The sequence below is a fragment of the Neoroseomonas lacus genome (assembly GCF_014644535.1).
GTDB lineage: Bacteria > Pseudomonadota > Alphaproteobacteria > Acetobacterales > Acetobacteraceae > Neoroseomonas > Neoroseomonas lacus.
On record NZ_BMKW01000008.1, the window covers coordinates 151,461 to 176,397 of the forward strand.

Consider the following 24,937-nt stretch of genomic DNA (forward strand, 5'->3'; position numbering starts at 1 on the left):
GAGGGACACAGATGCCGATTCCCGTCGCATTCCAGGGACGCCTGTCCGTGCCCGTGGTCGCCGCACCGCAGTTCCTCGTCTCCGGTCCAGACTATGTCGTGGAGGCATGCCGCGCCGGGGTGGTCGGCACATTTCCGGCGCTGAACCAGCGTACGACCGATGGCTACGCCAGTTGGCTCGATCAAATCGCCGAACGACTGGCCGCGTCGCCGTCCGCGGCACCCTTCGGCGTCAACCTGATTGTCCACCGATCCAATGCGCGGCTGATGGACGATCTGGCGGCGACAGTGAAGCACAAGGTGCCGCTGGTCATCACCTCCCTCGGCATCGTGCCGGACGTGATCGCCGCGGTGCATTCCCATGGCGGGCTGGTGTTCCACGACGTCACGACCATGCGTCACGCCATCAAGGCCATCGAAGGCGGCGTGGACGGGTTGATCGCTGTCTGCGCGGGCGCCGGCGGCCATGCCGGCCGGCTCAGTCCCTTCGCCCTGCTGACAGTGTTGCGCGCCATCTACCAAGGTCCGCTGCTCATGGGCGGCGCCATCTCGACCGGACGGCACATCGCCGCGGCGCTGATGCTGGGCGCGGACATGGCCTATATGGGCACGCGCTTCATTGCCGTGCGGGAAAGCATGGCCGTGCAGGCGCAGAAGGACATGGTGGTGCAGGCCACCGCGGCTGACATCGTCTACACCCCGGCCATCAGCGGCGTTCACGCCAATTTCCTGCGCGCGAGCATCCAGGCCGCCGGGCTCGATCCGGACAACTTGCCGGAAGCCACCAGCGCGCATGTCGGCGACCACGACAAGCGTCCGTGGAAGAACATCTGGTCGGCCGGACAGGGCGTCGGCTCCATCCAGGACATTCCGACAATGGCCGGCTTGATCGCGCGCCTCGGCGACGAGTACCGCGCGGCACTGCGTGATGCGGCTGTTGCCCTGCCGTCGGCGGCTGAATAGAGACGCCGACGGCCCAGGTCGGCCACCAGGCCCGGCGGGTTGATGGACCATGCCTCGCTGAGGCGCGACACGCAGAACCGGTGTACCGCCGCGACGCGCTCGTCAGTCGCCGGTCACCCCATCCGCGCGCAGCTGCGCTCGGAGCCTACTTCTCAGCGCCGTGAGGACACGGTCGGCCGCGTCCAGGTCGTCTGGCTCCAATCCGCGCAGCAGGGTGCCGTTCAACTCCCGTCCGACCGCGATCATGCGCTCCAGGATCCTGCTGCCACGATTGGTGACGAAGACGCGATTCAGGCGCCGGTCCGACGCATCCGCCCGTCGCGACACAAGGCCCGCCGCTTCAAGCCGCATGACCATCGCACCGGTGGCGACCTTTCCCAGCTCCATCAGGCGAGCAAGTTCAGCCTGCGTCATGCCGCCCCTCGGGTCGTGCCGGGTCAGCTGCGCCAAGGCCCACCACTGTGCGCGCGTCACGCCATGTGGCTTCATCGCCTGGTCGAACACGGCCTGCCGCAGGCGCGAGACGTCATGCACCAGGAAGCCGATGCGGAACTCGCCGCCGACCGGCGAGGCGTCGCGCTTTCGGCGCGCATCATTCACCTCGCGCTTGCGGGGGGCGTCGCTCATTCCCGCGGCAGGCCGGCGGCCTGGACGATGCGGCCCCATTGGTCGATCTCGCGCGCCTGGAAACGGGCGAGGTCATCGGGCGTGCCGGTCGCGGAGACGAGGCCGAGGCTGAGCGAGTATCGCCGGCCTTCCTCGCTGTCGAGTACGGCGCGGATCTCGCGGTTCAGCCGCTCCACGATCGCCGGCGGCACGCGCGCGGGTGCGAAAACGGCGACCCAGGAGGCGAAGTCGTAGCCTGGCACGCCGGCTTCCTGCAGCGTCGGCACATCCGGCAGCATCGGGATGCGCTGCGCGGGGGTGACGCCGAGCGCGCGCAGCGTGCCCGCACGCACATGCTCGCCCGCCGAGGCAAGGTCGCTGACCATGAAATGCAGCCGGCCCGCCAGCAGGTCCGTCACCGCCGCCGGCGTGCCGCGATAAGAGATGCGTTCGGCGCTGATGCCGGTGCTGCTGATCAGCAGCTGCGCCGCCGCCAGGCTGCCGATGTTGCCGGTGCCGTAGTTCAGCGAACCGGCGCGCGCCTTCGCCTCAGTGATGAATTCCGCGACGGTGCGCGCGGGGAAGTCGGCGCGGACCATGAGCACGAGCGGTGCGATGGAGGTCAGCGTGACCGGCGTGAAGTCGCGCACGGGATCGTAGCCGGGCTCCTTCAGCAGATGCACGGCCGCCGCGTGGGTGGAGTTAGTGGCGAACATGACGGTGTACCCGTCTGGTGCGGCGCGGGCCGCCTGGCGCGCGGCGATCGCGCCATTGCCGCCGGCCACGTTCTCGATTACCACGGGCTGCCCCATGCTGCGCCCGATGCGCTCACCCACGAAGCGAGCGATGCCATCGGTCGCGCTGCCCGGCGGGAAGGGCACGATGGCGCGCATGGGTCGGGTGGGGAAGGCATCGCTGCCCTGCGCCCGCGCCGCGAGCGGCAGGAGCGGCGTGGCAAGGATGAGCCTGCGTGCGATCATCGCGATATCCTCCTCATGGCGCGCCGAGGGCGCCGGCGGCGCGCAGCGCGGCGATCTCCCCATCCGCGAAGCCGTAGGCAGCCAGCGCCTGTTCCGAATGCTGGCCGAGCAGTGGCGGTGGCGAACCGACCGAGCGCGGCTTGCCGTCGAACTGGATCGGCTGCGCCACGGTCTTCAGCGGGCCGAGCTGTGGGTGGTCGTAGTCCATCACCATGCCGCGGGCGGCCATGTGCGGATGGGCGAGCATGTCGGCGATGGTGTTCACCGCCGCACAGGGAATGCCGATGCGCAGGCAGAACTCCACCCAGTCATCGGCCGTGCGTGTGGCGACGATGGATTGCACCAGCTTGACCGTTTCGGCGAACCGCGCCACGCGGTCGGCATTGGTGCGGAAGCGAGGATCTTCTCCCAATTCCGGCTGCCCAATGCCGGCGGTGAAGCGGCGCCACAGATTGTCGTTGGCAATGCCGATCAGCACCGGACGGTCCGCCGCATCGAAGGCCTGGTAGGGGCAGAGCGATTCATGGCCGGAGCCACATTTCTCCGGCAGCGAGCCCTTCTCCCAGAAGATCTGGAAGTTGTAGCCGAGCAGCGCCGCCGCCGTTTCGAACAGCGACACTTCCAGCCGGCAGCCCTGCCCGGTGCGGTTGCGTTCCAGCAGCGCGGCGAGGATGCCCGAGAAGGCGTTCATGCCGGTCGATTGGTCGATCGGTGAGAAGGGGCTGCGCGCCGGCCCGCCGCTGCGTTCGCCCGTCATCGCCATGATGCCGGAGAAGGCCTGGAGGATGACGTCGTAGCCGAGGCCATTCTTCAGCGGGCCGGTGCGTCCGAAGCCCGAGATCGAGCAATAGACAAGGCGCGGGTTCAGCGTGCGCATGTCATCGGACCCGATGCCGAGGCGCTCGGCCACGCCTGTCGCGTAGGATTCGATCAGCACATCGGCTTGCGAGACCATCCGCCGCGCGGCGTTGCGACCGGCTTCGGTCTTGAGGTCGAGCGCGAGCGATTGCTTGTTGCGATTGGCGCTGAGGAAGACCGCGCCGACGCCGCCGCGAAAGGGCGGCCAACCCCGTGTGTCGTCGCCACCAATGGGCGGCTCGATCTTGGTGACCTCGGCACCCAGGTCGCCGAGCCACTGTCCGCAGAGCGGCCCGGCCAACACCTTGGAGAAGTCGAGCACGCGGATTCCGTTGAGCGGCGTCATGGTCAATACGATTTCGGCTGGCCGAGCACGCGCTCGGCGATGAAGGACAGCACCATCTGTTCGGAGACCGGCGCGATGCGGCAGATCAGCACCTCCCGCAGCAGGCGTTCGACGACGTATTCCTTGGCGTAGCCCATGCCACCATGGGTCAGCACCGCCTGCAGTGCCGCATTGTGGCCGGCGCGGCCGGCGAGCAGCTTCGCCGCATTCGCCTCCGCCCCGCAGGGCCTGCCGTTGTCATAGAGCCAGGCCGCCTTCTGGGCCATCAGCCACGCCGATTCCAATGCCGTCCAGCATTCCGCCAGCGGGTGCTGGATCGCCTGGTTCTGCCCGATGGGGCGGCCAAACACCGATCGGTCTCGCCCATAGCGCGCCGCGCGGTCCAGCGCATCCTGCCCGATCGCCACGGCTTCCGCGGCCACCAGCACGCGCTCCGGATTCAGGCTGTCGAGGATGTAGGCGAAGCCCTTGCCTTCCTCGCCGATGCGGTCCTCCTCGGGGATGAACAGGTCGTCGATGAAGGTCATGTTCGAATCGACGGCAGCGCGGCCCATCTTCGGGATGCGCTTGATCTCGACCTTGCTGCGGTCGATCTCCGTGTAGAACAGCGTGATCCCGTCCGACGGCTTGCGCGCATCCTCCTTCCTCGTCGTCCGCGTCAGCAGCATGATCCGGTTCGCGACCTGGCCGGTCGAAGTCCACATCTTCCGTCCGTTCACCCGATACCCGCCCGGCACCTTCGCCGCGAAGGTGGTGATGGAGGTGGTGTCGAGCCCCGCATTCGGTTCGGTGACGCCGAAGCAGGCCTGGTCGGTGCCGGCGATCAGCGGCGGGATCCAGCGCGCCTTCTGTTCGGACGTGCCATGCACGACGATCGGGTGCGGGCCGAACATGTTGATGTGGATGGATGACGCCGCGGCCATCGCCCCGCCATGGCGCGCGACGGTGTGCATCACCAGCGCCGCTTCGGTCACGCCGAGGCCGGCGCCGCCATGCTCCTCCGGCATGGTGATGCCGAGCCAGCCGCCATCCGCCATGGCGCGATGGAATTCGCGCGGGAAGCGCGCCTCGTCGTCGCAGGACCGCCAATAATCGTCGCCGAAGCGGCGGCAGACGGCGGCAACGCCATCAACGATCGCCTCCTGTTCGGGCGACTGACCGAAATCCATGCGTTCCTCCACGACTGCTTGCGCGATGATCGTACGCATGCTTACCATTTGGCAAGCGAACGAAGAACGATCGAGGAAACGGCATGCTGGACCGTCCGCGCACGGTGCTGGGCGAGGAGCACGGAATCTTCCGCGCCTCCGTGCGTCGCTTCGTTGAAACCGAACTGGCGCCACATGCGCTGGCCTGGGACGAAGCGGGCATCGTCCCGCGCGCGGCTTGGCGGCGCGCCGGCGAGGCGGGGCTGCTGTGCTGCGACGTAGCTCCCGAATACGGCGGGCCGGGTGGCGATTTCGGCCATTGCGTCGTGGTGACCGAGGAGCTGGCGCGGGCCAACCTCTCCGGCCCCGGCTTCGTCGTCCATTCCGACATGGTGGCGACCTACATCGCGAAGTTCGGGTCGGAGGCGCAGAAGCGTCGCTGGCTGCCGGGCATGGTGGACGGCTCACTGATCGGTGCCATCGCGATGACCGAGCCGGATGCGGGCAGCGACCTGAAGGGGATGCGCACGCGGGCAGTGGCGGATGGCGACCACTACGTCATCCGCGGGCAGAAGACCTACATCTCCAACGGCCAGAACGCCGACCTGATCGTCACCGCCTGCAAGACCGATACGAGTGCCGGCGCGCATGGCGTCAGCCTGATCGTGGTGGAAGCGACGACGCCCGGCTTCCGCCGTGGGCGCAACCTCGCCAAGATCGGCATGAAGGCCCAGGACACCTCGGAGCTGTTCTACGACGAGGTGCGCGTGCCGATGGACAACCGCCTCGGCGCGGAAGGCCAGGGCTTCGGGATGCTGATGACCAACCTGGCGCGCGAACGCCTGGTGCAGGCGGTGCGCGGCACCATCCTGGCCGAGGAAGCGATCCGCTGGACAGTCGCCCACACACGCGAGCGCAAGGCCTTCGGCCGCACCATCGCCGATTTCCAGAACACGCGCTTCGTGTTGGCGGAACTCGCCGCCAAGACCACCGCCGCGCGCGCCATGACGGACGGGCTGATCGCGTTGCAGATGGACGGCACGCTCGACCCAGTCGAGGCCGGCATGGCGAAGCTGTTCTGTACGGACCTGCAATGCGAGGTGCTGGACCGCTGCCTGCAGTTTTTCGGTGGCACCGGATACATGACCGAGACCCCGATCGCCCGGGCCTGGGCGGATGCGCGCGTGACGCGCATCGCCGGCGGCGCGGCGGAGGTGATGAAGGAGATCATCGGACGGCGCCTGTTCTAGGACGCCATCTGATGACGGATCAGCGGAGGAAACGGCGCCGATGAGCGAACGCACACTGCGCGGCAAGGTGGCGATCGCCGGCATCGGCGAGACCACGTACTACAAGCACGGGCATTCGCCCGATGCGGAGTTCAAGCTGGCGTTGCAGGCAGTGCTCGCCGCCTGCCGCGATGCCGGCATCGACCCGAAAGAGGTCGATGGCTTCGCCTCCTATGGCAATGACCGCTCGGAGGCGGTGCGGCTCGCCGCGGCACTTGGCATCAAGGAACTGCGCTTCTCCAACATGCATTGGGGTGGCGGTGGTGGTGGCGTCGCGGCCTCCGTCGCCAATGCGGCGGCGGCGGTGCATTCGGGCATGGCGAATTGCGTCATCGCCTTCCGTTCGCTCGCCCAGGGCCAGTTCGCGCGCTACGGGCGTGGCGCGGCGGTGCCGGCGGCGTCCGGCGACGATGCCTTCCTGTTTCCCTATGGCCTGATGTCCCCGGCGCAGCGCTTCGCGATGAAGATCACGCGCTTCATGACCGAGCACGGCATCAAGCACGAGGCGCTGCGCAGCATCGCGATGGCGTCCTACCACCACGCCCAGACCAACCCGAGCGCAGTGATGTATGGGCGGCCGCTGACGGAGGAGAAGTACGACGCCTCCCGCTGGATCGTCGAACCTTTCCATCGCCTGTTCGACTGCTGCCAGGAGAATGACGGCGCCGGAGCGGTGCTGGTGGTGCCGGCGGATCGTGCGAAGGACCTGCCGCACAAGCCGACCTATCTGCTCGGCACGGCGCAGGGCGGGCATCACCGCAGCGCGGCGCCGGTGCACAACGCGCCGGATTATGCTTCCGCACATTTTCCAACCGTAGCGAAGAACATGTGGGCGATGGCGAAGCTCGGCCCGCAGGACGTCGATGTCGTGCAGGCCTATGAGAACTTCACGGGCGGCGTGCTGCTCTCGCTGGTGGAGCACGGCTTCGTTGATCCGAAGACAGCGAATGAGTTCCTTGTTCTCGAGAACCTGCTGGCGCCGACGGGGAAGATGCCGATGAACACCAGCGGCGGGAACCTCGCCGAATGCTACATGCACGGGCTGGAGATGGTAAACGAAGCCGTCCGCCAGCTTCGCGGCACCGCGAACAACCAGGTTCCCGACGCGAATGTCGTCGCCGTCCTCGGCGGCCCCATGGTGACACCGGTCAGCAGCCTGGTCCTCGGCACGGAGGCAACCCTGTGAGCAACGCCCTTCCCCCTGGATTGCCCGCCCCCGCGCAGGAACCCGTCGCGAAGCCCTATTGGGAGGGTACGCGCACCAACAAGCTAATGATCCAGCGCTGTACCGGCTGCGGCGCGCATCAATGGGGCCCGGAATGGGTCTGCCATCGCTGCCATTCCTTCGATCTCGGATGGGAGGAGGTGGCGCCGCGCGGCCGCATCTGGTCATGGCAGCGGCCGCATCATCCCGTGCATCCGGCGCTGAACGGCCACGGCCCCTACACCATCGTGCTGGTGGAACTGCCGGAGGCGGGGAATGTCCGCATGGTCGGCAACCTGCTCTGCGCGCCCGACGCGAAGGTCGAGATCGGTGCGGAGGTCGAGGCGGTATTCGAACCGCATGACGATGCGGACCCGCCCTACACATTGGTTCAATGGCGCGCGAAAGGCTGACGACCATGGCAGGTCTGTATTTCGAGGAATTCGAGGTCGGTCAGGTGTTCCGTCACGCCATCCGGCGGACGATCACCGAGACCGACAATGTCTGGTTCTCCGCCATCACGCACAACCCGGCGGCGCTGCACCTCGACGAGGAATACGCGAAGGGCACCGAGTTCGGCACGCGCATCGTCAATTCCTGCTTCACGCTGGGGCTGATGGTGGGCATTTCGGTGGGCGACACGACGCTCGGCACCACCGTGGCGAATCTCGGCTGGGACGAGGTGCGCTTCCCGAAGCCGCTGTTCCACGGCGACACCATCCACGTGGAATCGGAGGTGCTGTCGAAGCGCCCGAGCAAGTCGCGCCCTGGTCAGGGCATCATCGAGTTCATGCACCGCGCCTACAACCAGCATGACGTGCTGGTGGGCCATTGTCGACGCCAGGCGCTGATGCTGGGCAAGCCGGCATGATCCGGTCCTGGCTGTTCGTGCCGGCCGATAGCGAGCGCAAACTTGCCAAGGGCGGCGAGAGCGGCGCCGATGCGCTGATCCTCGACCTTGAGGATTCCGTCGCCGCGTCGCGTCGTCCGGCGGCGCGCGGCATGGTGGTGGATTACCTCGCCGCGCATGCGGGTGCCGCCCGGCGGCCGCGTCTGTGGGTGCGCATCAATCCGCTCGATGGCGAGGGCCTGACCGATGCTGCCGCCGTGGTGCGCGCCGCGCCCGATGGGCTGGTGGTGCCCAAGGTCAACGGGCCGGATGAGCTGCTGCGCCTGTCGCATTGGCTCGATGCGCTGGAAGCGCGGGACGGACTGCCGGCCGGCGGCATCAAGCTGTTCGCCGTGGCGACGGAGACCGCGGCGGCCGTGCTGCGCCTGTCGGAATACGCGCGTGTTCCCGTTCCTCGTCTCGCCGCGCTGACCTGGGGTGCGGAGGACCTGCCGGCCGCCCTTGGCGCCAGCACCAACCAGGACCCGGCGGGGGGCTATGCGCTGACCTATCGCTACGCGCGCTCAGCCTGCCTGCTGGCCGCGGTGGCGGCGGATGTGCAGCCGATCGACACGCTGGAAGTCGATTTCCGCGATGAGGCCGCCTTGCGTGCCGCCTGCGCCGATGGGCGCCGCCAGGGCTTCACCGGCAAGATCGCGATCCATCCCGCACAAGTCGGGCCGATCAACGAAGGCTTCCGACCCACGGCCGAGGAAGTCGCCTTCGCGCGCCGCATCGTCGCGGCCTTCGACGCAAGCCCGGGCATCGGCACGGTTGGGCTCGACGGCAAGATGATCGATATGCCGCATCTGCGCCAGGCGCAGCGCGTGCTCGCCGCCGAAGCGGCGTTCCAGGACTGACGGGAGAAGCGACGGATGGCCATCGACTACGACCGGCTGAAGAACCGCCAATTCGCGGACATTGAGGCCGCCTATGGCATCAAGGACACGATGCTCTACGCGCTCGGACTCGGCCTCGGGCAGGACCCGATGGACCCGAAGCAACTACGCCATGTGTATGAGGAAGACCTCGTCGCGCTGCCGACGATGGGGGTCGTGCTCGCCACGCCAGGCTTCTGGGTGAAGCAACCGGACACCGGGGTCGATTGGCCGAAGGTGCTGCATGGCGAACAGGGCCTGACCATCCACAGGCCGCTGCCGCCGCAAGGCCGCGTGATCAGCAAGTTCCGCATCGACGAAATCATCGACAAGGGCGCTGGCAAGGGCGCGTTGATGTACACGACGCGTGAGTTGCGCGACGCTGCTGGCGGGGATCTGCTGTGCAGCATCACCAGCACATCATTCCTGCGCGGCGATGGCGGCTTTGGTGGTCCGACCGGCCCTGTCCGCCAGCCGCATCCAGTGCCGGAAGGCACGCCGGACGCATCCTTCGACTGGACCGTCGGCCGCCATGCAGCGCTGCTCTACCGCCTGAACGGGGACTACAACCCGGTGCATGCCGACCCGAAGGCAGCGGCCCAGGGCGGCTTCGCGCAGCCGATCCTGCATGGGTTGTGTTCCTATGGCGTCGCGGGATGGTCGGTGATGAACCTGCTCTGCGATGGCGATGCGTCTCGCCTCCGGCGCTTCGACCTGCGCTTCACCTCGCCGGTCTATCCCGGGGAGACGCTCCGCACGGAAGTGTGGAAGCAGGCCCCCGGCGTGGCCGCCTTCCGCGTGCGGGTGCCGGCGCGCGACGTCATCGCGCTCAACAACGGCCGGGCGGAATACCTGTCGTGACGGCGCCGGCGGTCATCATCAGTGGTGACCGCCAGGTCACCCGTGACGCGCTGATGGCGCGGGTGCACCGCGCGACGGCCGGCTTCGCCGCCCTTGGCATCGGCCCCGGAGACTGCGTCGCGTTGCTGCTGCGCAACGACTTCTCATTCCTCGAGGCCAGCCTCGCCGCAACGACGCTTGGTGGCTACGCGGTGCCGATCAACTGGCACTGGAAGCCCGACGAAGTCGCCTATCTTCTCGGCGACTGCGAGGCGCGCATCGTCGTCGTGCATCGCGACCTGCTGCCGCTGCTCTCGGATGCACCGTCGGGCCTGACCATCCTGGTCGTGCCCACGCCACCCGAAGCCGCCGCGGCCTATGGCATCGCGCCCGACCAGGGCGAGGCACCGGGCGAGGATTGGGATGCCTTCATCGCGCGCCATGACCCGATCGACCGCCCGCCGCAGCCGCCGCGGGAGAGCATGATCTACACCTCCGGCACAACCGGCCGGCCCAAGGGCGTTCGGCGACAGCCGCCGACGCCGGATCAGGCCGCCGCCACCGCCCGCAACCGCGCGCAGATCTATGGCCTGGTGCCGGGCATCCGCGCCCTGGTGCCTGGGCCGATGTATCACTCCGCCCCGAACGGCTTCGGCCTGCGCGCCGTCCCGCTCTCGGACGTGCTGGTGCTCATGCCGCGCTTCGAGCCGGAGGAGACGCTGGCGCTGATCGAGCGCCACCGCATCACCACCGTCTTCCTCGTGCCGACGATGATGATCCGCCTGCTGCGCCTGCCGGAGGACGTGAAGCGCCGCTACGACCTTTCCTCCCTGCGCCACGTCACCCATGCCGCGGCACCATGCCCGCCCGAGGTGAAGCGCGCGATGATCGAATGGTGGGGGCCGGTCATCCACGAATTCTACGGCGCCACCGACCTCGGCGCGCCGACCGCCTGCACCTCCGAACAGTGGCTGGCGAAGCCCGGTTCTGTCGGCACGCTGACTGAAGGCGCGGTGGTGAAGATACTCGATGAGAACGGGAAGGAATGCCCTGCCGGCATCCCGGGCGAGATCTACGCCCAGGTCGATTACATGCCCGACTTCACCTACAACAAGCGTGATGGCGATCGTCGTTCCGTCGAGCTCGGCGGCCTGATCACCGTCGGCGATGTCGGCTATTTCGACGAGGACGGCTACCTGTTCCTCTGCGACCGCAAGCGGGACATGGTCATTTCCGGCGGCGTGAACATCTATCCCGCCGAGATCGAGGCGGTGATGATCGGCATCCCCGGCGTGCTCGACTGCGCGGTCTTCGGCATCCCGGATGCGGAATATGGCGAGGCGCTTTGCGCCGCCATCCGCGCCGCGCCCGGCACCAGTGAAGCGGCGATCCGCGAGGCGCTGAAGGCGAAACTCGCCAACTTCAAGGTGCCGCGCATCATCGACTTCCATGACGAATTGCCGCGCGACGATTCCGGCAAGCTGCTCAAGCGCAAGCTGCGCGATCCCTACTGGCAGGGGGCCGGCCGCGCGATCTGACGCCAGGCGCGCAGCAAGCGCGCCGGAGGGGAGGGACAGTGATGCACCGCATTGCCACGTCACGCCGCGCGCTGCTCGGCGCATCGATCGCACCGCTCCTGGCCCCGCGCCTTGCGCGCGGTCAGGGTGCCTATCCCGGCAATCGCCCGGTCAGCCTCGTGATTCCCTATGCCGCCGGCGGCATCCCGGATGTCTTCGGCACGGCCATCACGCAGGGTTTGCAGGAGCGCCTCGGCGGCACCTTCGTCATGGATCACAAGCCGGGGGCGAGCACGACGCTCGGCACGCGCCAAGTCGCGCGGGCGCGGCCGGACGGCGCCGCGCTCGTCTTCGCGGGCAACGCCACCTTCACCATCACGCCCTTCGTGCTACGCAGCGCCGGCTACGACCCCGCGAAGGACTTTACCTGGATCGGGCTGACCGGCATCGCCGTCTACCTGTTCGTCGCCAATCCACGCTGGGCAAGCCTCGAACAGATCCTCGCCGCCGCGAAGCAGCGCCCGAACGAGATCAGCTACGCGACCTGGGGTGTCGGCTCCTCAGCTCATCTCGGCACCTTCGACCTGGCGCGCCGCGCGGGGGTGGAGATGATCCACGTGCCCTACAATGGCACCGCGGCGGGACTGATCGACGTTTCCACCGGACGCGTCGACTTCATGCTGACCACCCTCGCGCCGGCGAAGCCGCATATCGAGGGCGGGCGCGTGCGTGCCCTCGGCATCGCAACCGCGGAGCGCTTCCGCGCCCTGCCGGACCTGCCAACGGTCGCCGAGCAGGGCTTCCCCGGCTACCTGGTGCCCAACTGGACCGGCGTTGCCGCGCCCGCCGGGCTGCCGGACACCATCGCCGGGCCGCTCGATGCCGCGCTGGCGTCCACCTTCTCCGACGAACGCCTGCTGGCCCGGCTCGAACCGCTCGGCATCACGGCCTCGCCGACCGGGAGCCGTTACATGCGCGAGCAGGTGGCGCGCGACTTTGCGGAGAATGCCGACCTCGTCCGCCGCGCCGGCATCACGCCCGAATAGGCAACGCATGGACGGCGCGCGTCGCGCGGTCGTAGCCTGTGTGGAAAGCCCCGGGGGAAAACCGATGTCCATCGCACGCCGCACGGCGCTCACCGCCGCCCTCGCCATCGCCGCGCCGGCGGTCCGCGCACAGACCCGCACCTGGCCGAACCGGCCGGTGCGCATCATCATCCCCTATGCCCCCGGCGGCCCGGTCGAGATCCCCGGCCGCTTCATCGCCGAACACCTCTCGGCGCGCCTTGGCCTGCCCGTCATCGTGGAGACGCGCCCCGGTGCCGGCGGGGCCGTCGGCACGAAGCAGGTGATCGCCGCGACCGACCAGCACACGTTGGCCATGGTCACCGGGGCGGTGGCCATCCAGCCCGCCGTCCAGCCCGATATCGGCTACGACCCGGTGACCGAGTTGCTGCCCGTCTCGCTGGTCTCCACGGCCAGCATGGGCTTCATGGTCCGCCCCAACGCGGCCTTCCGTGACCTTCAAGGGCTGATCGCGGCCGCCAAGGCGGCGCCGGGGCGGCTCACCTATGGTTCCTCCGGCAACGGCACCACGACGCATATGGCGGCGGCACTATTCGGTGCGCGCGCCGGCATCACTTGGCAGCACGTGCCCTATCGCGGCGGCGGGCAGCTGATCAGTGGCTTCCTTGCCGGCGACGTGGATGTGATGAGCGGCGACCTCGCGACCTTACTGCCGCATGTGCAGGAAGGCCGCGGCCTACTGCTCGGCGTCACGGCGCCGGAGCGCGTGCCGGTATTGCCCGACGTGCCGTCGATCGCCGAAGTCGTGCCCGGCACGGGCATCACGATCTGGTTCGCGCTGTTCGCTCCGCGCAACTTCCCTGAGGACGCCGTGGCGCGCATCGTCGCCGAGCTCGCGCCGCTGCGCAGTGGTTCCGCGCTAGGCGAACGCATGGCGGCGACCGGCGGGCAGCTGCTGCTGACAGGACCGGCGGAACTGGCCGAGCAACTGCGCCGCGAGATGCCGCTCTGGCGCCAGGTCGTCGCCGAAGCCGGCATCCGGCCGGAGTGACGCGCGTATGATCCCGCTGCTGTCTGGCCTGCGCGTCCTCGATCTGACCACCGTCATCTACGGCCCCCTGATCGGTCAGGTGCTCGGCGATTTCGGAGCCGATGTCATCAAGGTGGAAGGCCCGGAAGGCGACCTCGCCCGCGCCATCCAACCGCGCGGCCCGCATGGCGACAGCGCGATGTTCGTCTGCAACAACCGCAACAAGCGCAGCATGGTGCTCGACCTCAAGACCGCCGCCGGGCGGGAGGTCTTCACCCGACTGCTGCGCTGGGCGGAGGTCTTCGTCCACAACATGCGCCCTGCAGCGATCGAACGCCTCGGCTTCGGCTTCGCCCCGGTGGCGGCGATCAATCCGCAGATCATCTATTGCGCCGCGGTCGGCTTCGGCAGCGGCGGGCGCTATGCGGGGCGCCCAGCCTTCGACGACGTGATCCAGGCGGCCGGCGGCATCGCCGCGCTGCCCTCCTATCGCGGCCAGGACCCCGCCTATGTGCCCGGCGTGATGGCCGACAAGGTGGCGGCGCTGACCGCGACCTATGGCGTGATGGCCGCCATCGCCGCGCGTGGCCGCGGCATGGTGGGGGCGATCGAGGTCGAGGCGGCGATGTTCGAATCCGTTGCCGCCTTCGTGCTGAACGAGCACCTGGCCGCGGCGGCCTTCGGCGGGCCGCCCGAGGCCGCCGGCTATCACCGCATGTTCGCCCCGGACCGCCGTCCCTACCGCACGCAGGATGGCTGGATCGCGGCACTGCCCTATACCGAGCAGCAATGGCGCCGGCTGCTGGACTTCACCGGCCGGTGCGACGTGCTCGAAGCACCGTGGTTCTCGGATCCAGGCGAGCGCAGTGCGCACATCGCCGAGCTCTACACCGTGCTCGCAGAGGAGATGACGCGTCGCAGCACCATCGAATGGCTGAAGGTGCTGGAAACGCTGGATATCCCGCACGCGAAGGTGAACCGGCTCGAGGATCTGCTGACCGATCCGCACCTTCAGGATGTGGATTTCTTCGCGCCTAATGGCAGCGGCCTGGCTCGGTCCGCGCGGCAACCGGTGCGCTTCCCTGGCCTGGAGACGCAACCTGACAGGCCGGCCGCGGCGCTTGGCGCCGACTTGGAGGCGGTGACCGAGATGCTCGGCTACGATGCCGCGCAGATCGCCCAACTCCGGGCAGGCGGCGCTTTCGGGGCGCCTTCCTGAATTCGGGGCGATCGACGCGCATCGAAGCCGCGTGCCGCCTACGCGGTCGACGCTCGGTGCCACTCGATGGACAGCACGGAAGCGCCAGGGCGGTTCATGCAACGCGAGGAAGGGTGCTCAGTAGGCTTGGGTCGGGGTGTGGGTTCGAATCCCGCCGATCCAGCCACACAGTCGCGGTGTCGCAGACGATTTCTGGGGCGGCGGGCCCGACCCGCCAAACCCCCGCCCTTCCGGCCAGAAACGCGGCCGCCTATCGCGATACGTAGCTGAGAGACGCTGGTCCAGCGGCTTGGAGCGGCGAAATGTCGGTTATGTCTCTCCAGGCCATTTCGGCATGTACGGTTGGGGTCAGATGCTCGGTCCGGACCGTCGCGTATGGCCGGCCGCACGCTTCCCGTGGGGCCCGACTAGCTTGGACGGATCAATCGCAGGTGACACGTTGCCCAGGATGCTGCGGTCGGCACACGCCCCCGCTCAGATGAACCCAAGTGCCTCGCGTTGGTCCTGCCAGCCGGTGGGGATGCGGGTGTCCTGTATCAGGTGCGATGCCGTCAGTTTTACCGGCTGGCAGCCCCCGAGGATGGCCTCGACGATGTCCGGCGCCAGCCAGGCGAGGCGAACCAGCCGAGTTGCATAGGATTGGGAAATGCCCTGCTCCGCCGCGACGGCGGTAAGGCCTGGCGCCGTGCTGGACACAAGCGCCTCCCGGAGCGCCCAGGCCTTCGCGATCAGGCGAACCAACAATGGGTCGGACCGGACGGCAGCAACAGTGGATCCTACCAGCAATGCCATCTCCCGACCGGCACGACGGAGGGCCTCCTCAGAGGATTTCCGGGTGTAGATGGTGCAGCGCAAGCCGGTACTGGTCGCAGGCTGGCCTGGGCCCCGCCGGCTACGCATCGCTTGCATCTCCCGCCTGCCGCCGGCCAGGATTGGCGCCCACGGTTCTCGAAGTGCGACGGATGCCAGAGAACCTTGGCCCGGACCAATGGGCGCCAGTGATGTGGCGGGCGACCTCCGAGAGGGAGGCAAAGCGCTGCCCTGCCATCTCGAAGCCCTCCTCCAGGGCCAGCACGGTGTAGGTCCTGCCGTGCCATTCCCGCAGCAGCGTGGGATCCTGGCTTGATCCGCGGCGTCGGCGTCCGCGGCTCCTGTGACCTGGCAGGATCGCCGCTGGCCAGGTCAGCCAGGCGGCGGCGGGCATCGGCACTGAGCCCGCCGTGCTGGTCTGCCTGCAGGCGATAGGCGATGTCTCGCTGCAGGAAGTCCGGGCTCAGCGCGGCGGGCGCCGCCATACCATGCAGGCGCTCCCACTCCTGCCGCCGCGCGGCCGCAGGCGATTCACCCCCGGGCAGGCCGGAGCCTGCCCTACGCGATCGGGGCATCGGGGCCGTCCTCAGCCCAGCGTCGTCAGGCGGTAGGCCTTACGGCCGCTCTGCTGGATGAGTCCACATCGAAACCCCGCTTGCGCAGGCCAGTGACGGCGGCGCGGGCCGTGTGCGGCAGCCAGCCGGTCAGCGTGGTGATCTCGGCCAGCGTCGCACCCGCCTCGGCGGAGATCGCCTGCAGTACCTCACCCAGCGTGCCGGTGGGGCGGCGGGGCGGGGCTTCCTGCATGACCTGCTCGGCGCCGGGCTCCTCGACCGTGGCAGCATCGCCGCCCGTCGAACTCGCGACCCCTCCGAAGCTAGTGTCGGCGTCAGCATCTGCCGTCTCCACCGGCGCATCCTCATGAACGTCTGCGGCGGCGAGGCCAGCCGTCGTGATGCGAAGGCCGTGGTGCTGGCCGGCCTCGTCGGTGCGCCAGGCGATGCCGGCATCATCGCCAGGCACCTCCGCGACGAGTTCCATCTTGAGCAGGGCGCCGAGCAGGTTGCGCTGGGCGCCGCCGCGGGCGCGGATCGTCGGCGGCAGGGGGAGGACCATGCGGTCGGGGCGCTGCGTAGCAGTCGTGAGAATCAGAAGCTGGACGACGGTGAGGGTCTTGGTATTGGACATCGGGTTGGTTCCTTCGCGAGACGCCACCCTATGCGGCGCTCCCACCACCCAGAGCCCGGGACTTGCGGGGCTTGCTGCCGCGGGCTCCCTCGCCCGTGGCGCGTCAGCACCAATGCTTCCTGTCGCAAGGAAGTCGAGCGGAATGTGCGGGAGCCGCGACATTGCTCAGCTCATCGAATTCGCCGCCGGACATACGGCCGGATCTGGCCGGAAGCGGCCGGTCTGCTTTCCGGCGCCGCATCTGGAACAGCGGACATCAAACTGCCGACAGTGCTACGGCTCCCGCCTCCTCAGAATCACAGCCCAGATCCAATGGATCCGGCCGGACCTCCTCATGGCGGCTGGTCAGTCAAGTTCTCGGTCTCTGCCCCATATACCGCCATGAAAATGCTAATCCCTCGTTCCACTCGCTGCTTGATTTCCTCATCCGTTAGAGGGGGGCGCGCACCGAGTTTGATTTCTAGAGTGGTGAAGCCAAGCCAAAGGCCCGTCAGCGCGTCGGCGGCATAATCTGCATCGACAGCCTTCAGGTGCCCCTGATTGATGGCCCGTGCGATTAACGCCGTGAGAAGGCGCTGGCCGCGTCCCGGACCCAGATCGAAGAAGCGCTTCGGCAATTCGGAATGGCGCGTTTCAAGCACGGCAATCAAGCGGTCCCAGCCGAGGATATCGCGGTTGTTGATGAAACTGACGAAGCGGACGCCGAAGCTGAAAAGCACGTCGCTGATGCGGGATTGAGTGAACCTCGAATACTCCTCGTCGGTAATCGTGTTGTCCGACTCCCGACGTATTACCGCTGCGATAAGGCTGTCCTTGTCCGCGAAGTTCGCATAGAGCGTCGCCTTCGAGACACCCGCCGTCGCCGCAACCTCGTCTATGGTGACGTCCGTCCCACGGGCCAGGAAGAGAGAACGCGCTGCGTCCAACAGGGCAGTCCTCTTGGTGTCGTCCTTCGGCCTACCTCGCGTCCGTTTCGCCGTCTGCATCAAACCGTTCCAGCATCAGCCCACGATCAGGAGTGTAGTGAGATAATTGCAGCGAGCATGAGTCCCCCCACAACGGTGATATGCTCAAGCACGATGTGGAACTCGTGGGTCCGCTTCGGCTCCTCGAACTTCCAGAACGGGTGGCCGATCGGGATCGTGAGGATGGTGAAAACCGCCAATGCACCTGCTCCAAGCCAACCGAGCCGAGCGACGTTGGTGATCACCAAAGCAGAACCAATCAGCTGACAGGCGATCGTCGCCACAGCGAAAATGGGCGGCGAAGGCAGGTTCACATCGACCATTTCCTGGACGATGACCTTGAAATTGAAGACGCCGAAGAGGCCAGCGATCCAGAAGAACGATGTCAGCACGACCTTCGCGGCAGCGATCGCGACAGGATGGGTAAGCGTCAAGGTGAGGAGATCTTCCATCGGGCACCCGCCATTATTAATCAGACGGAGCGGTATGGAAAATAATTTCCGGACTGACAAGTGCAGAAATTCTGCTTGCCCCTGCTTGACCGGGTGACTGACGTGTGAGCACCGAATCCAGGAGCGCGCCTTGCCGGTCGATACGACCTCAAGCGAGCTAGCGAAGGCGCGCCATGGCGTATGGGTCAGCCCCAAGCGACAGTTCCTGCCGGACGGGGCATCAGTCGAAGGTGTCGGGATACAGCCCGAACTGCGACGGATGGAGGGTCGGTCGGCGCTGACCGGCTCGCAGCCATTGCTGCCGCATCTCATCATGCCGGCCCATCACGACGTCCGTCCGGAGGATGTGGTCGAGCGCCGGCTCCACGGCGCCCTTTGCGGCGGCGGCGGAGAGCGGGCCGACGGATTTCGCGAACCTGTTGCTCGTGCCGGGGGTCGGGGCGCGAACCGTCCGGGCGCTGGCGATGGTCGCCGAAGTGGTGCATGGCGCGCCGTGTCGCCTTACCAAACCGGCGCGCTTCTCGTTCGCGCATGGCGGCAAGGATCGCCATCCCTTCTCGGTACCGACGCGCGTCTATGATCGGACCATCGCGGTCATGAAGTCGGCGGTTCGCAAGGCGAGGCTCGGAAACACCGAGGAACTGGCCGCGATGCGCCGACGGACGGACGGAGCGCCGGCCGCCGCTCTATGGATTGGCGCGCCTAGCGTATGGCCGACCCTCGACTATCTGATGCGCGTCCCTCAATTATCACTTTTGGGCGTCGCAATCCGCGCAGTCCGTCTGCATCGACGAAAACTCGGGTGTTTGGTCCCGAAGGGTCGTGGCGCTACGCTCGCGCCGTCTCGAGCGGCCGGACGCGGCAGCGCAGTGGCGGCAAGTCACCAATCCTGCCGAGATACTCAGCACCTTCGGGCGGTACGGGCAGCACGCCGGTCAGGCTGCCGAGGGTCACGATCTCCCCGGCTGCGAGGGCCAGCCCCGCGCCAGCGCAACGCGCCTGCCAAGCGCCGAGCAGCGGTGCCAGGGACGCCGCCGGATGCGCGCCCTCGTGCCGCGCGATCTCGGCGCCATCCAGGAAAAGTTGCACCAGCGGCAGGCTCTCGAGGATGGCAGGTGACCAGGAGCCGGACGCTGTGACGGCCACCACGCGCTCATTGGAGATGCAATCCGCAATGCGATCGTACCCTGATGCCGGTGCAGAGAAGCGCGTCCGCACGAACTCGAACAGCACGACCAGATCCGCTATGCCAGGCAACGCCTGCAGTTCCAGCGCGTCCGACGGCGGTACGTCGCGGAAGCGCAGTGCGAGCTCAAGCTCGATGCGCGTGCCTGATGGAAGCGTCAGCACCGGCTGTGCTTCGTCGACCGGACCGACTGGCATCGGCGCACTGATAATCTGCCCCTCGGCGCGACCAAGTTTCCAGCCGCCGCGACGCACGCCCAGGGCGGAGAGTGTGGCGAGCTGGATCGCTTCCGCCTCGGCCATGGTCTGTGGGGCGGGCGACAAGCCGTCAATGCTCCGACCGGTTCTCGCCGCCGCCAGTGCTGCCGCGACGTCGGCGATGTCAGCTTCGTTCATGGTGTCACTCCCCGATAGGTGGATCCGCGTCTTGCAGCATCGGCGCGCCGCCTCAAGCCTCGGCCGAGTCGGTCTTGCACTATCCAAGCCGGCGCACACCCTGAGCGAGGACATACTCGTCTGGCCGCGGAACGTGATGGAGGTCCGCGCACACGACCATGTCGTCACATTGCCGCCTGGCCGGCGCGCGGGAGAATGCCGGCCTTGTCGACGGTCATCCAGCCGTTCCAGGCGCGCGCGCTTCGCGTAACATGCGCTCGATCCCGATCGGGAAATGCCGGACGCGAATGCCGGTGGCATGCCACACGGCATTCGCGATCGCGCCGGCCGTGCCGGTGATACCGATTTCGCCGACACCCTTGATGCCGAGAGCATTCACGTGGGGGTCGTCTTCCTCAACCAGAATGGCCTCGAGCGAGGGGACATCCGCGTTCACCGGCACGTGGTACTCGCCCAGATCGGCATTCATCACCCGACCCGTGCGCGGGTCCAGCACGGCGCGTTCGTGCAGGGCGAAGGAAACGCCCCAGATCATGCCGCCATAGTACTGGCTGCGCACCAGCCGTGGGTTGATGATCCTGCCGGCCGCGAAGGCGCCGACCAAACGTGTTGCGCGGATCTGCCCCAGGTCGGGATCCACCTTCACCTCGGCGAAGACCGCGCCATGGGCCTGCATGGCATAGCGCTCCGCCATGGCCGTGTCCGCCGCCCCGCTGCCATGACCCTCGATTTCCGCCACGCCGGCGCGAGCGAGGATATCGGCGAAGCTCTCGCCGCGATTTTCGTCATCCCAGCGCACCAGCCGGCCTTTGCGAGGCACGACGCCGACATTGCCGGCGCCGAACAGCGGTGATCGCGGGTCGGTCAGTGCCAGCTCCGTCAGGCGGGCGATCACCTGCTCGCCTGCCGCCTGGATCGCACTGCCCGCGGTGGCGGTATGCCCGGAGCCGCCGGCGATCCCGGCATCCGGCAGGTCGGAACTGCCGGCGCGGAACTCCACTTGCTCGACATCAAGGCCGAGGCTGTCAGCCGCGATCTGGGCGAACACGGTCCAGGCGCCTTGCCCCATGTCGTGCGCGCCGGTCTCGACTAGGCCCGTTCCGTCACGCCGCAGCACAGCCCGGGCCGCGGCCTGGAACATATGCGCGGGGAAGGTCGCCGTGCCGACGCCCCAGCCGACCAGCAGCCCGTTCTCGTCGCGCATCTGCCGCGATTCCAGCGGACGGCCGGCCCAGCCGAAGCGGGCCGCGCCCTCGGCGTAGCATTCGCGCAGCGCCTTGGAGGAGAAGGAGCGCCCGGAGACCGGCTCGACCTCCGCGTAGTTGCGCAGGCGGAACTCCAGCGGGTCCATGGCGCAGGCCTGCGCCAACTCGTCGATCGCGCTCTCCAGCGCGATGCTGCCGCTTGCCAAGCCGGGTGCGCGCATGAACCCCGGCGTGCCGGTGTCCAGCCGCACGGCCTCGTTGGTGATGGCGATGGCCGGCGCGGCGTAGAGCGTCCTGCTGATCCCTGCGGCCGGTTCGAAGAACTCGTCGAAGCGGCTGACGGCTGTGCGCACATGGTGGTGGATCGCTGTGAGCGCGCCATCCTCCGTCGCGCCGATGCGCAAACGCTGCCGCGTCGGCGCGCGATGGGTAACCGGTCCATACATCTGGTCGCGCCGCAGCACGAGCTTCACCGGCCGGCCGACGAGCTTCGCCGCAAGGATCCCCAACACCTGTGGCCCGGTCAGCAGCTTAGACCCGAAGCCGCCACCCAGGAACGGGCTGCGGATGTGGATGCCTTCCGCCCGGATACCGAACAGGGCGGCAAGCCGCATCTGGGTCAACGCCAGACCCTGCGTCGGCATGTCGAGCGACAGCGCATCGCCATCCCATGCGGCGACGACGCTGTGCGGCTCCATCGCGTTGTGGAATTGCTGGGGCGTCTCGTAGGTGGCCTCGAGCCGCCTGGCGGCCGCGGCGAGGCCGCCTTCGACATCGCCGTGCCAGAACTCGCCGGGGTCGCCGACGCCCACCGCCTGCGGCACGAAGACCTCCTCGGCGTCTAGTGTGACCTCGACCGGCTCGGCCTCGTAGCGAGCCGCGAGGAGCGCGGCACCCTCGGTAGCGGCTTCGAGCGTCTCCGCGATTACCACCGCAATCGGTTGCCCGGCATAGCGCACACGGTCGTCCTGCAGCAGGTCGAGGCAGAAGGAGAAGGGCACCGACTTGTCGTCCGGGTGCAGCGCGAGTGGCGGCCGATTGCCGGGCGCCATCACGGCCACCACGCCAGGATGCGCTTGCGCCGCCTCGATATCCATGGACACCACGCGGCCGCGCGCGATGCGGCTTCCCGCCAGCACCGCGTGCAGCATGTCCGGTGGATGGTTGTCTGCGGCATAGCGCGCCTGGCCCGTCACCTTCAGCACGCCGTCGCGGCGCGTGATTGGCTGGCCGGCATTCGACCCATGCCGCATGTGCAGAACCTCAGCCATGGAGACCTCCGGGAATGGGAGCGAAGGGGGACGCAGGCAACGCCGGCAAGCGATCCGGCGTGCCGGCCGCCGCGAGTGTAAGCGCACGGATGGCGATGCGCTGCGCGAGCTCGATTTTGAAGGCGTTGTCGCCGGAGGGCCGGGCACCGGCGAGGGCAAGCTCCGCCGCGTGGCGGAAGGCGGCAGCGCCCGGCGCTGCGCCGGCCAGTGCTGCTTCCGCGGCCTCGGCACGCCACGGCTTGGCGGCAACGCCACCCAGTGCGAGCCGCGCCTCGGTGATCCTGCCATTCTCGATCCGCAGGCCGGCGGCGGCAGACACGACGGCGAAGGCATAGGAGGTGCGTTCGCGCAGCTTCACGTAGCGACTTTGCGCAGCGAAGCCCGCGGCCTCAGGCGGCAGCCGCACGGCCACCACCAACTCGCCCGGCGTCAGCACGCTCTCACGCTCCGGCGTCTCGCCCGGCAGCAGGTGGAAGTCCTGCAGCGGAATTGCCCGTGCGCCGGCAGGCCCTTCGATCTCGACCACCGCGCCCAACGCCACCAACGGCACGCAGAAATCCGAAGGATGCGTCGCGATGCAGCCTTCGCTCCAGCCGAGCACGGCATGCAGCCGGTTCTCGCCACCACGGGCATCGCAGCCGCTGCCGGGCGCGCGGCGGTTGCACGCGCTTGCCGTGTCCTGGAAATAGGCGCAGCGCGTGCGCTGCAACAGGTTGCCGCCGACTGTGGCGACGTTGCGCAGCTGGGCCGAAGCGCCGGAGAGCAGCGCTTCGCATACCGCCGGAAATTGCCGGCGAAACGCGGCGTCATGCGCGAGATCGGCATTGCGAACGCGCGCGCCGATCCGCACCCCGCCATCCGGTAGCTGCTCGATCGCGTCGAGACCGGACAGGTAGTTCAAATCCACCAGCCGCGCCGGTCGCGCCGCACCGATCTTCATCAGGTCGAGCAGGTTGGTACCGGCGGCCAGATAGGCGCTGCCCGGCATCGCGGCGGCCGCGATGGCCTCGGCAACCGTATGCGGCCGAACATAGTCAAAGCGGTTCATGCTGCCTCCTCGCGCGTCGTGGTGACGGTCATGTCGTGGGTCGCTTCGATCACCGCCTCGGTGATCCCGCGATACGCGCCGCAGCGGCAGAGATTGCCGCTCATGCCCTCACGCACGCGCTCGGGGTCGTCCCCGGCCTGGCCTTCGCCAATCAGGCCGATGGCGCTCATGATCTGGCCAGGCGTGCAGAAGCCACATTGCAGGGCGTCGTGGGCGATGAAGGCCGCCTGAACGGGATGCAGCACGCCGCTCTCGGCCAAGCCCTCGATGGTCAGGATTTCCGCCCCGTCATGGCTGATTGCCAGCGCAAGGCAGGCGTTCACGCGGCGGCCGTTCAGCAGGACTGTGCAGGCACCGCACTGGCCGCGGTCGCAGCCCTTCTTGGTGCCGGTGAGGTCCAGCCGCTCGCGCAGCAGGTCCAGCAGGGTGACGCGCGGATCGTCCAGCTCGACCGTGCGTGGAACACGGTTGATAGTGAGCGTAACGGACAAGCTCATGCGAACCTCCGATGAGGACGGTTTCAGGATAAGAAGTGCGGCCGGGCCGGCGCCCTGCGCCGGGCCCGGCGGGGGAGAATGGCGGGGGCGGAAGAAGATCCTCCCGCGGCGCCGAAGCGTGATATACGGAGGGTGCCTCCGTTTGCAAGAGGTAACGGAGGGTGTCTCCGCTTTTATCGGAAAGACTACGACCGCGCATGACCGACCAGCTAGGCAGAAGCCCCCGCAAGCCCCGCGCCGATGCCATCCGGAACCGCGAACGTGTGCTGGAAGCGGCGAAAGCCATCTTCAGCGAGGGTGGTACGGAAACCGGCCTGGAGGCCGTGGCTCGGAAGGCCGGCGTCGGGATCGGGACGCTCTATCGTCACTTTCCGACGCGCGAGGCGCTCTATGAGGCGGTCTATCGGCGCGAGGTGGAGCAGCTGGCGGAGCTGGCGCAGCATCTCACCACGGACATGCCGCCACTTGCCGGGTTGCGCCGTTGGCTTCTGGCGTTGGTGGAATTCGTCGCAACGAAGAAGGGCATGGGGGCGGCGCTTGCCCTGGCGGCCCACAAGCCGCCGGAGCTCATGGCATTCACGACCAGCCGGATGAACGAAGCGATCGGGATGCTGCTGGGCCCGGCCGCCGAGGCCGGTGAGGTGCGGCGCGACATCGGCCCGGATGACCTTCTGCGGATGGTGATCGGGCTTTGCTACATGCAGGACGGGCCGGGCTGGCAGGCGCAGGTGATGCGGCTGCTCGATGTCTTTCTGGACGGGCTGCGCATCCGTCGGGACGATCCGTCAGAATCTCCGCGATCCTGACCCTACCCGCGCGCGAACGCCAAAGCCATCGCGGATAATGCGCGCATAGCCGCTACCTCCGAACACATCCCCCGAGCGATGCTGTCCCGCGCCGCGTGCACACGGCCGAGAAAGTTTTAGCTGATGTTGTGCATCACGACAGATATGCCGATTAGACCAAGGACGTTCCGATATGAGTTTCTTTGCAATTGAATAGTCATGCCGATGTCGCTGCGACGAGCCGATCCTCTTCTCGGCATATGAGCACCACGCGTCCACGCAGGAAGTTCCTCGAAGAGCTCGTCGAATGGCCTCTTTGCTTGACTGTTGAGAACGCTGAAGCA

General features: G+C 67.9%; 26 protein-coding genes and 2 pseudogenes. 13 read left to right on the plus strand and 15 right to left on the minus strand.

From position 1 onward, the window contains the following. Positions 1-11: 11 nt before the first annotated feature. Positions 12-962, plus strand: a complete 951-nt coding sequence (locus IEY36_RS16740; protein WP_188968678.1) for an NAD(P)H-dependent flavin oxidoreductase — start codon at positions 12-14, stop codon at positions 960-962. 102 nt (positions 963-1,064) lie between these two features. Here the strand turns inward: IEY36_RS16740 and IEY36_RS16745 are convergent, their stop codons facing one another. The 4 genes from IEY36_RS16745 to IEY36_RS16760 are packed head-to-tail and all read right to left on the minus strand — an operon-like array spanning position 1,065 to position 4,960. Continuing rightward, positions 1,065-1,589 carry a MarR family winged helix-turn-helix transcriptional regulator gene (locus IEY36_RS16745; RefSeq protein ID WP_188968680.1) on the minus strand — a complete coding sequence of 175 codons (525 nt, stop codon included), beginning with the start codon at positions 1,587-1,589 and terminating at the stop codon, positions 1,065-1,067. Next, positions 1,586-2,548 (minus strand): Bug family tripartite tricarboxylate transporter substrate binding protein, encoded by a 963-nt coding sequence (locus IEY36_RS16750; protein WP_188968681.1) that lies wholly within the window; start codon positions 2,546-2,548, stop codon positions 1,586-1,588. Before IEY36_RS16750 ends, IEY36_RS16745 begins: the two co-directional genes overlap by 4 nt. Positions 2,549-2,561: 13 nt before the next feature. Next, positions 2,562-3,752: a CaiB/BaiF CoA transferase family protein gene (locus tag IEY36_RS16755; RefSeq protein ID WP_229681370.1), complete on the minus strand. Its 1,191-nt coding sequence runs from the start codon at positions 3,750-3,752 to the stop codon at positions 2,562-2,564. A 2-nt stretch (positions 3,753-3,754) separates the two neighbouring features. Further along, positions 3,755-4,960 (minus strand): acyl-CoA dehydrogenase family protein, encoded by a 1,206-nt coding sequence (locus tag IEY36_RS16760; protein ID WP_229681371.1) that lies wholly within the window; start codon positions 4,958-4,960, stop codon positions 3,755-3,757. A 44-nt stretch (positions 4,961-5,004) separates the two neighbouring features. On the opposite strand from IEY36_RS16760, the gene IEY36_RS16765 reads away from it, so the two are divergent. The 10 genes from IEY36_RS16765 (at position 5,005) to IEY36_RS16805 (ending at position 14,791) form a co-directional block, all read left to right on the plus strand. Beyond that, positions 5,005-6,150, plus strand: a complete 1,146-nt coding sequence (locus tag IEY36_RS16765; protein WP_188968685.1) for an acyl-CoA dehydrogenase family protein — start codon at positions 5,005-5,007, stop codon at positions 6,148-6,150. 40 nt (positions 6,151-6,190) lie between these two features. Then, positions 6,191-7,375, plus strand: a complete 1,185-nt coding sequence (locus IEY36_RS30665; protein WP_229681372.1) for a thiolase C-terminal domain-containing protein — start codon at positions 6,191-6,193, stop codon at positions 7,373-7,375. Then, the gene (locus IEY36_RS16770) at positions 7,372-7,806 is read left to right on the plus strand and encodes a Zn-ribbon domain-containing OB-fold protein (RefSeq protein ID WP_229681373.1); all 435 of its coding nucleotides are present in this window, start codon (positions 7,372-7,374) and stop codon (positions 7,804-7,806) included. Before IEY36_RS30665 ends, IEY36_RS16770 begins: the two co-directional genes overlap by 4 nt. A 5-nt stretch (positions 7,807-7,811) precedes the next feature. Further along, a complete protein-coding gene (locus IEY36_RS16775; protein ID WP_188968696.1) occupies positions 7,812-8,264 on the plus strand; it encodes a MaoC family dehydratase in 453 nt (150 codons plus the stop codon). Continuing rightward, entirely contained in the window at positions 8,261-9,142 is an 882-nt protein-coding gene (locus IEY36_RS16780) for an HpcH/HpaI aldolase/citrate lyase family protein (RefSeq protein WP_188968698.1), read from the plus strand. Before IEY36_RS16775 ends, IEY36_RS16780 begins: the two co-directional genes overlap by 4 nt. 15 nt (positions 9,143-9,157) lie before the next feature. Beyond that, a complete protein-coding gene (locus tag IEY36_RS16785; RefSeq protein WP_188968700.1) occupies positions 9,158-10,021 on the plus strand; it encodes a MaoC/PaaZ C-terminal domain-containing protein in 864 nt (287 codons plus the stop codon). Next, a complete protein-coding gene (locus IEY36_RS16790; protein ID WP_188968702.1) occupies positions 10,018-11,538 on the plus strand; it encodes an acyl-CoA synthetase in 1,521 nt (506 codons plus the stop codon). Before IEY36_RS16785 ends, IEY36_RS16790 begins: the two co-directional genes overlap by 4 nt. A gap of 41 nt (positions 11,539-11,579) precedes the next feature. Next, on the plus strand, positions 11,580-12,563 hold the full coding sequence (locus IEY36_RS16795; protein ID WP_188968704.1) for a Bug family tripartite tricarboxylate transporter substrate binding protein: 984 nt from the start codon (positions 11,580-11,582) through the stop codon (positions 12,561-12,563). Positions 12,564-12,627: 64 nt separating this feature from the next. After that, positions 12,628-13,593 carry a Bug family tripartite tricarboxylate transporter substrate binding protein gene (locus IEY36_RS16800; RefSeq protein WP_188968706.1) on the plus strand — a complete coding sequence of 322 codons (966 nt, stop codon included), beginning with the start codon at positions 12,628-12,630 and terminating at the stop codon, positions 13,591-13,593. 7 nt (positions 13,594-13,600) lie between these two features. After that, on the plus strand, positions 13,601-14,791 hold the full coding sequence (locus IEY36_RS16805; protein ID WP_188968708.1) for a CaiB/BaiF CoA transferase family protein: 1,191 nt from the start codon (positions 13,601-13,603) through the stop codon (positions 14,789-14,791). Between the two features lie 474 nt (positions 14,792-15,265). On the opposite strand, the gene IEY36_RS16810 is transcribed toward IEY36_RS16805, so the two are convergent. From IEY36_RS16810 to IEY36_RS31375, 7 genes and pseudogenes are all read right to left on the minus strand, one after another. Further along, a complete protein-coding gene (locus IEY36_RS16810; RefSeq protein ID WP_188968709.1) occupies positions 15,266-15,583 on the minus strand; it encodes a hypothetical protein in 318 nt (105 codons plus the stop codon). 100 nt (positions 15,584-15,683) lie between these two features. Beyond that, a complete protein-coding gene (locus IEY36_RS31365) occupies positions 15,684-15,995 on the minus strand; it encodes a DUF2924 domain-containing protein (protein ID WP_373290328.1) in 312 nt (103 codons plus the stop codon). Continuing rightward, positions 15,916-16,176, minus strand: a pseudogene (locus tag IEY36_RS31370) (DUF2924 domain-containing protein); the annotation flags it as partial. The pseudogene IEY36_RS31370 and the gene IEY36_RS31365, both read right to left, overlap by 80 nt. Positions 16,177-16,201: 25 nt before the next feature. Continuing rightward, on the minus strand, positions 16,202-16,789 hold the full coding sequence (locus IEY36_RS16820) for a DUF3489 domain-containing protein (protein ID WP_188968711.1): 588 nt from the start codon (positions 16,787-16,789) through the stop codon (positions 16,202-16,204). 332 nt (positions 16,790-17,121) lie between these two features. Then, positions 17,122-17,715 (minus strand): TetR/AcrR family transcriptional regulator, encoded by a 594-nt coding sequence (locus IEY36_RS16825; RefSeq protein WP_229681374.1) that lies wholly within the window; start codon positions 17,713-17,715, stop codon positions 17,122-17,124. Between the two features lie 86 nt (positions 17,716-17,801). After that, positions 17,802-18,206, minus strand: a complete 405-nt coding sequence (locus IEY36_RS16830; protein ID WP_188968715.1) for a DoxX family protein — start codon at positions 18,204-18,206, stop codon at positions 17,802-17,804. 220 nt (positions 18,207-18,426) lie between these two features. Then, on the minus strand, positions 18,427-18,573 hold the full coding sequence (locus tag IEY36_RS31375) for a hypothetical protein (protein ID WP_373290334.1): 147 nt from the start codon (positions 18,571-18,573) through the stop codon (positions 18,427-18,429). Between IEY36_RS31375 and IEY36_RS31380 the strand changes: the two are divergent. Next, positions 18,551-18,709, plus strand: a pseudogene (locus IEY36_RS31380) (DUF763 domain-containing protein); the annotation flags it as partial. The gene IEY36_RS31375 and the pseudogene IEY36_RS31380 overlap by 23 nt on opposite strands. A gap of 325 nt (positions 18,710-19,034) precedes the next feature. Here IEY36_RS31380 and IEY36_RS16840 read toward each other — a convergent pair. The 4 genes from IEY36_RS16840 to IEY36_RS16855 form a co-directional block, all read right to left on the minus strand. Continuing rightward, the gene (locus tag IEY36_RS16840; RefSeq protein ID WP_188969155.1) at positions 19,035-19,787 is read right to left on the minus strand and encodes a hypothetical protein; all 753 of its coding nucleotides are present in this window, start codon (positions 19,785-19,787) and stop codon (positions 19,035-19,037) included. Positions 19,788-20,001: 214 nt separating this feature from the next. After that, positions 20,002-22,263, minus strand: coding sequence for a xanthine dehydrogenase family protein molybdopterin-binding subunit (locus IEY36_RS16845; protein WP_188968717.1), 2,262 nt, complete (start codon positions 22,261-22,263; stop codon positions 20,002-20,004). After that, on the minus strand, positions 22,256-23,311 hold the full coding sequence (locus IEY36_RS16850; RefSeq protein WP_188968719.1) for an FAD binding domain-containing protein: 1,056 nt from the start codon (positions 23,309-23,311) through the stop codon (positions 22,256-22,258). The genes IEY36_RS16845 and IEY36_RS16850 overlap by 8 nt, the downstream gene beginning before the upstream one ends. Continuing rightward, a complete protein-coding gene (locus IEY36_RS16855) occupies positions 23,308-23,808 on the minus strand; it encodes a (2Fe-2S)-binding protein (RefSeq protein WP_188968721.1) in 501 nt (166 codons plus the stop codon). The genes IEY36_RS16850 and IEY36_RS16855 overlap by 4 nt, the downstream gene beginning before the upstream one ends. A 263-nt stretch (positions 23,809-24,071) precedes the next feature. On the opposite strand from IEY36_RS16855, the gene IEY36_RS16860 reads away from it, so the two are divergent. Next, positions 24,072-24,614, plus strand: coding sequence for a TetR/AcrR family transcriptional regulator (locus IEY36_RS16860; protein ID WP_229681375.1), 543 nt, complete (start codon positions 24,072-24,074; stop codon positions 24,612-24,614). The last annotated feature ends 323 nt before the right edge of the window (positions 24,615-24,937 follow it).

Bases quoted from the DNA above. Each gene is read 5' to 3' on its own strand.
- IEY36_RS16810 (WP_188968709.1), bottom strand. From the start codon at position 15,583: ATGGCATTGCTGGTAGGATCCACTGTTGCTGCCGTCCGGTCCGACCCA.
- IEY36_RS16845 (WP_188968717.1), bottom strand. From the start codon at position 22,263: ATGGCTGAGGTTCTGCACATGCGGCATGGGTCGAATGCCGGCCAGCCA.
- IEY36_RS16750 (WP_188968681.1), bottom strand. From the start codon at position 2,548: ATGATCGCACGCAGGCTCATCCTTGCCACGCCGCTCCTGCCGCTCGCG.
- IEY36_RS16820 (WP_188968711.1), bottom strand. From the start codon at position 16,789: ATGTCCAATACCAAGACCCTCACCGTCGTCCAGCTTCTGATTCTCACG.
- IEY36_RS16800 (WP_188968706.1), top strand. From the start codon at position 12,628: ATGTCCATCGCACGCCGCACGGCGCTCACCGCCGCCCTCGCCATCGCC.
- IEY36_RS16785 (WP_188968700.1), top strand. From the start codon at position 9,158: ATGGCCATCGACTACGACCGGCTGAAGAACCGCCAATTCGCGGACATT.
- IEY36_RS16755 (WP_229681370.1), bottom strand. From the start codon at position 3,752: ATGACGCCGCTCAACGGAATCCGCGTGCTCGACTTCTCCAAGGTGTTG.
- IEY36_RS16855 (WP_188968721.1), bottom strand. From the start codon at position 23,808: ATGAGCTTGTCCGTTACGCTCACTATCAACCGTGTTCCACGCACGGTC.
- IEY36_RS16745 (WP_188968680.1), bottom strand. From the start codon at position 1,589: ATGAGCGACGCCCCCCGCAAGCGCGAGGTGAATGATGCGCGCCGAAAG.
- IEY36_RS16775 (WP_188968696.1), top strand. From the start codon at position 7,812: ATGGCAGGTCTGTATTTCGAGGAATTCGAGGTCGGTCAGGTGTTCCGT.
- IEY36_RS30665 (WP_229681372.1), top strand. From the start codon at position 6,191: ATGAGCGAACGCACACTGCGCGGCAAGGTGGCGATCGCCGGCATCGGC.
- IEY36_RS16765 (WP_188968685.1), top strand. From the start codon at position 5,005: ATGCTGGACCGTCCGCGCACGGTGCTGGGCGAGGAGCACGGAATCTTC.
- IEY36_RS16740 (WP_188968678.1), top strand. From the start codon at position 12: ATGCCGATTCCCGTCGCATTCCAGGGACGCCTGTCCGTGCCCGTGGTC.
- IEY36_RS16795 (WP_188968704.1), top strand. From the start codon at position 11,580: ATGCACCGCATTGCCACGTCACGCCGCGCGCTGCTCGGCGCATCGATC.
- IEY36_RS16840 (WP_188969155.1), bottom strand. From the start codon at position 19,787: ATGAACGAAGCTGACATCGCCGACGTCGCGGCAGCACTGGCGGCGGCG.
- IEY36_RS16760 (WP_229681371.1), bottom strand. From the start codon at position 4,960: ATGCGTACGATCATCGCGCAAGCAGTCGTGGAGGAACGCATGGATTTC.
- IEY36_RS31365 (WP_373290328.1), bottom strand. From the start codon at position 15,995: ATGCCCGCCGCCGCCTGGCTGACCTGGCCAGCGGCGATCCTGCCAGGT.
- IEY36_RS16850 (WP_188968719.1), bottom strand. From the start codon at position 23,311: ATGAACCGCTTTGACTATGTTCGGCCGCATACGGTTGCCGAGGCCATC.
- IEY36_RS16780 (WP_188968698.1), top strand. From the start codon at position 8,261: ATGATCCGGTCCTGGCTGTTCGTGCCGGCCGATAGCGAGCGCAAACTT.
- IEY36_RS16805 (WP_188968708.1), top strand. From the start codon at position 13,601: ATGATCCCGCTGCTGTCTGGCCTGCGCGTCCTCGATCTGACCACCGTC.
- IEY36_RS16830 (WP_188968715.1), bottom strand. From the start codon at position 18,206: ATGGAAGATCTCCTCACCTTGACGCTTACCCATCCTGTCGCGATCGCT.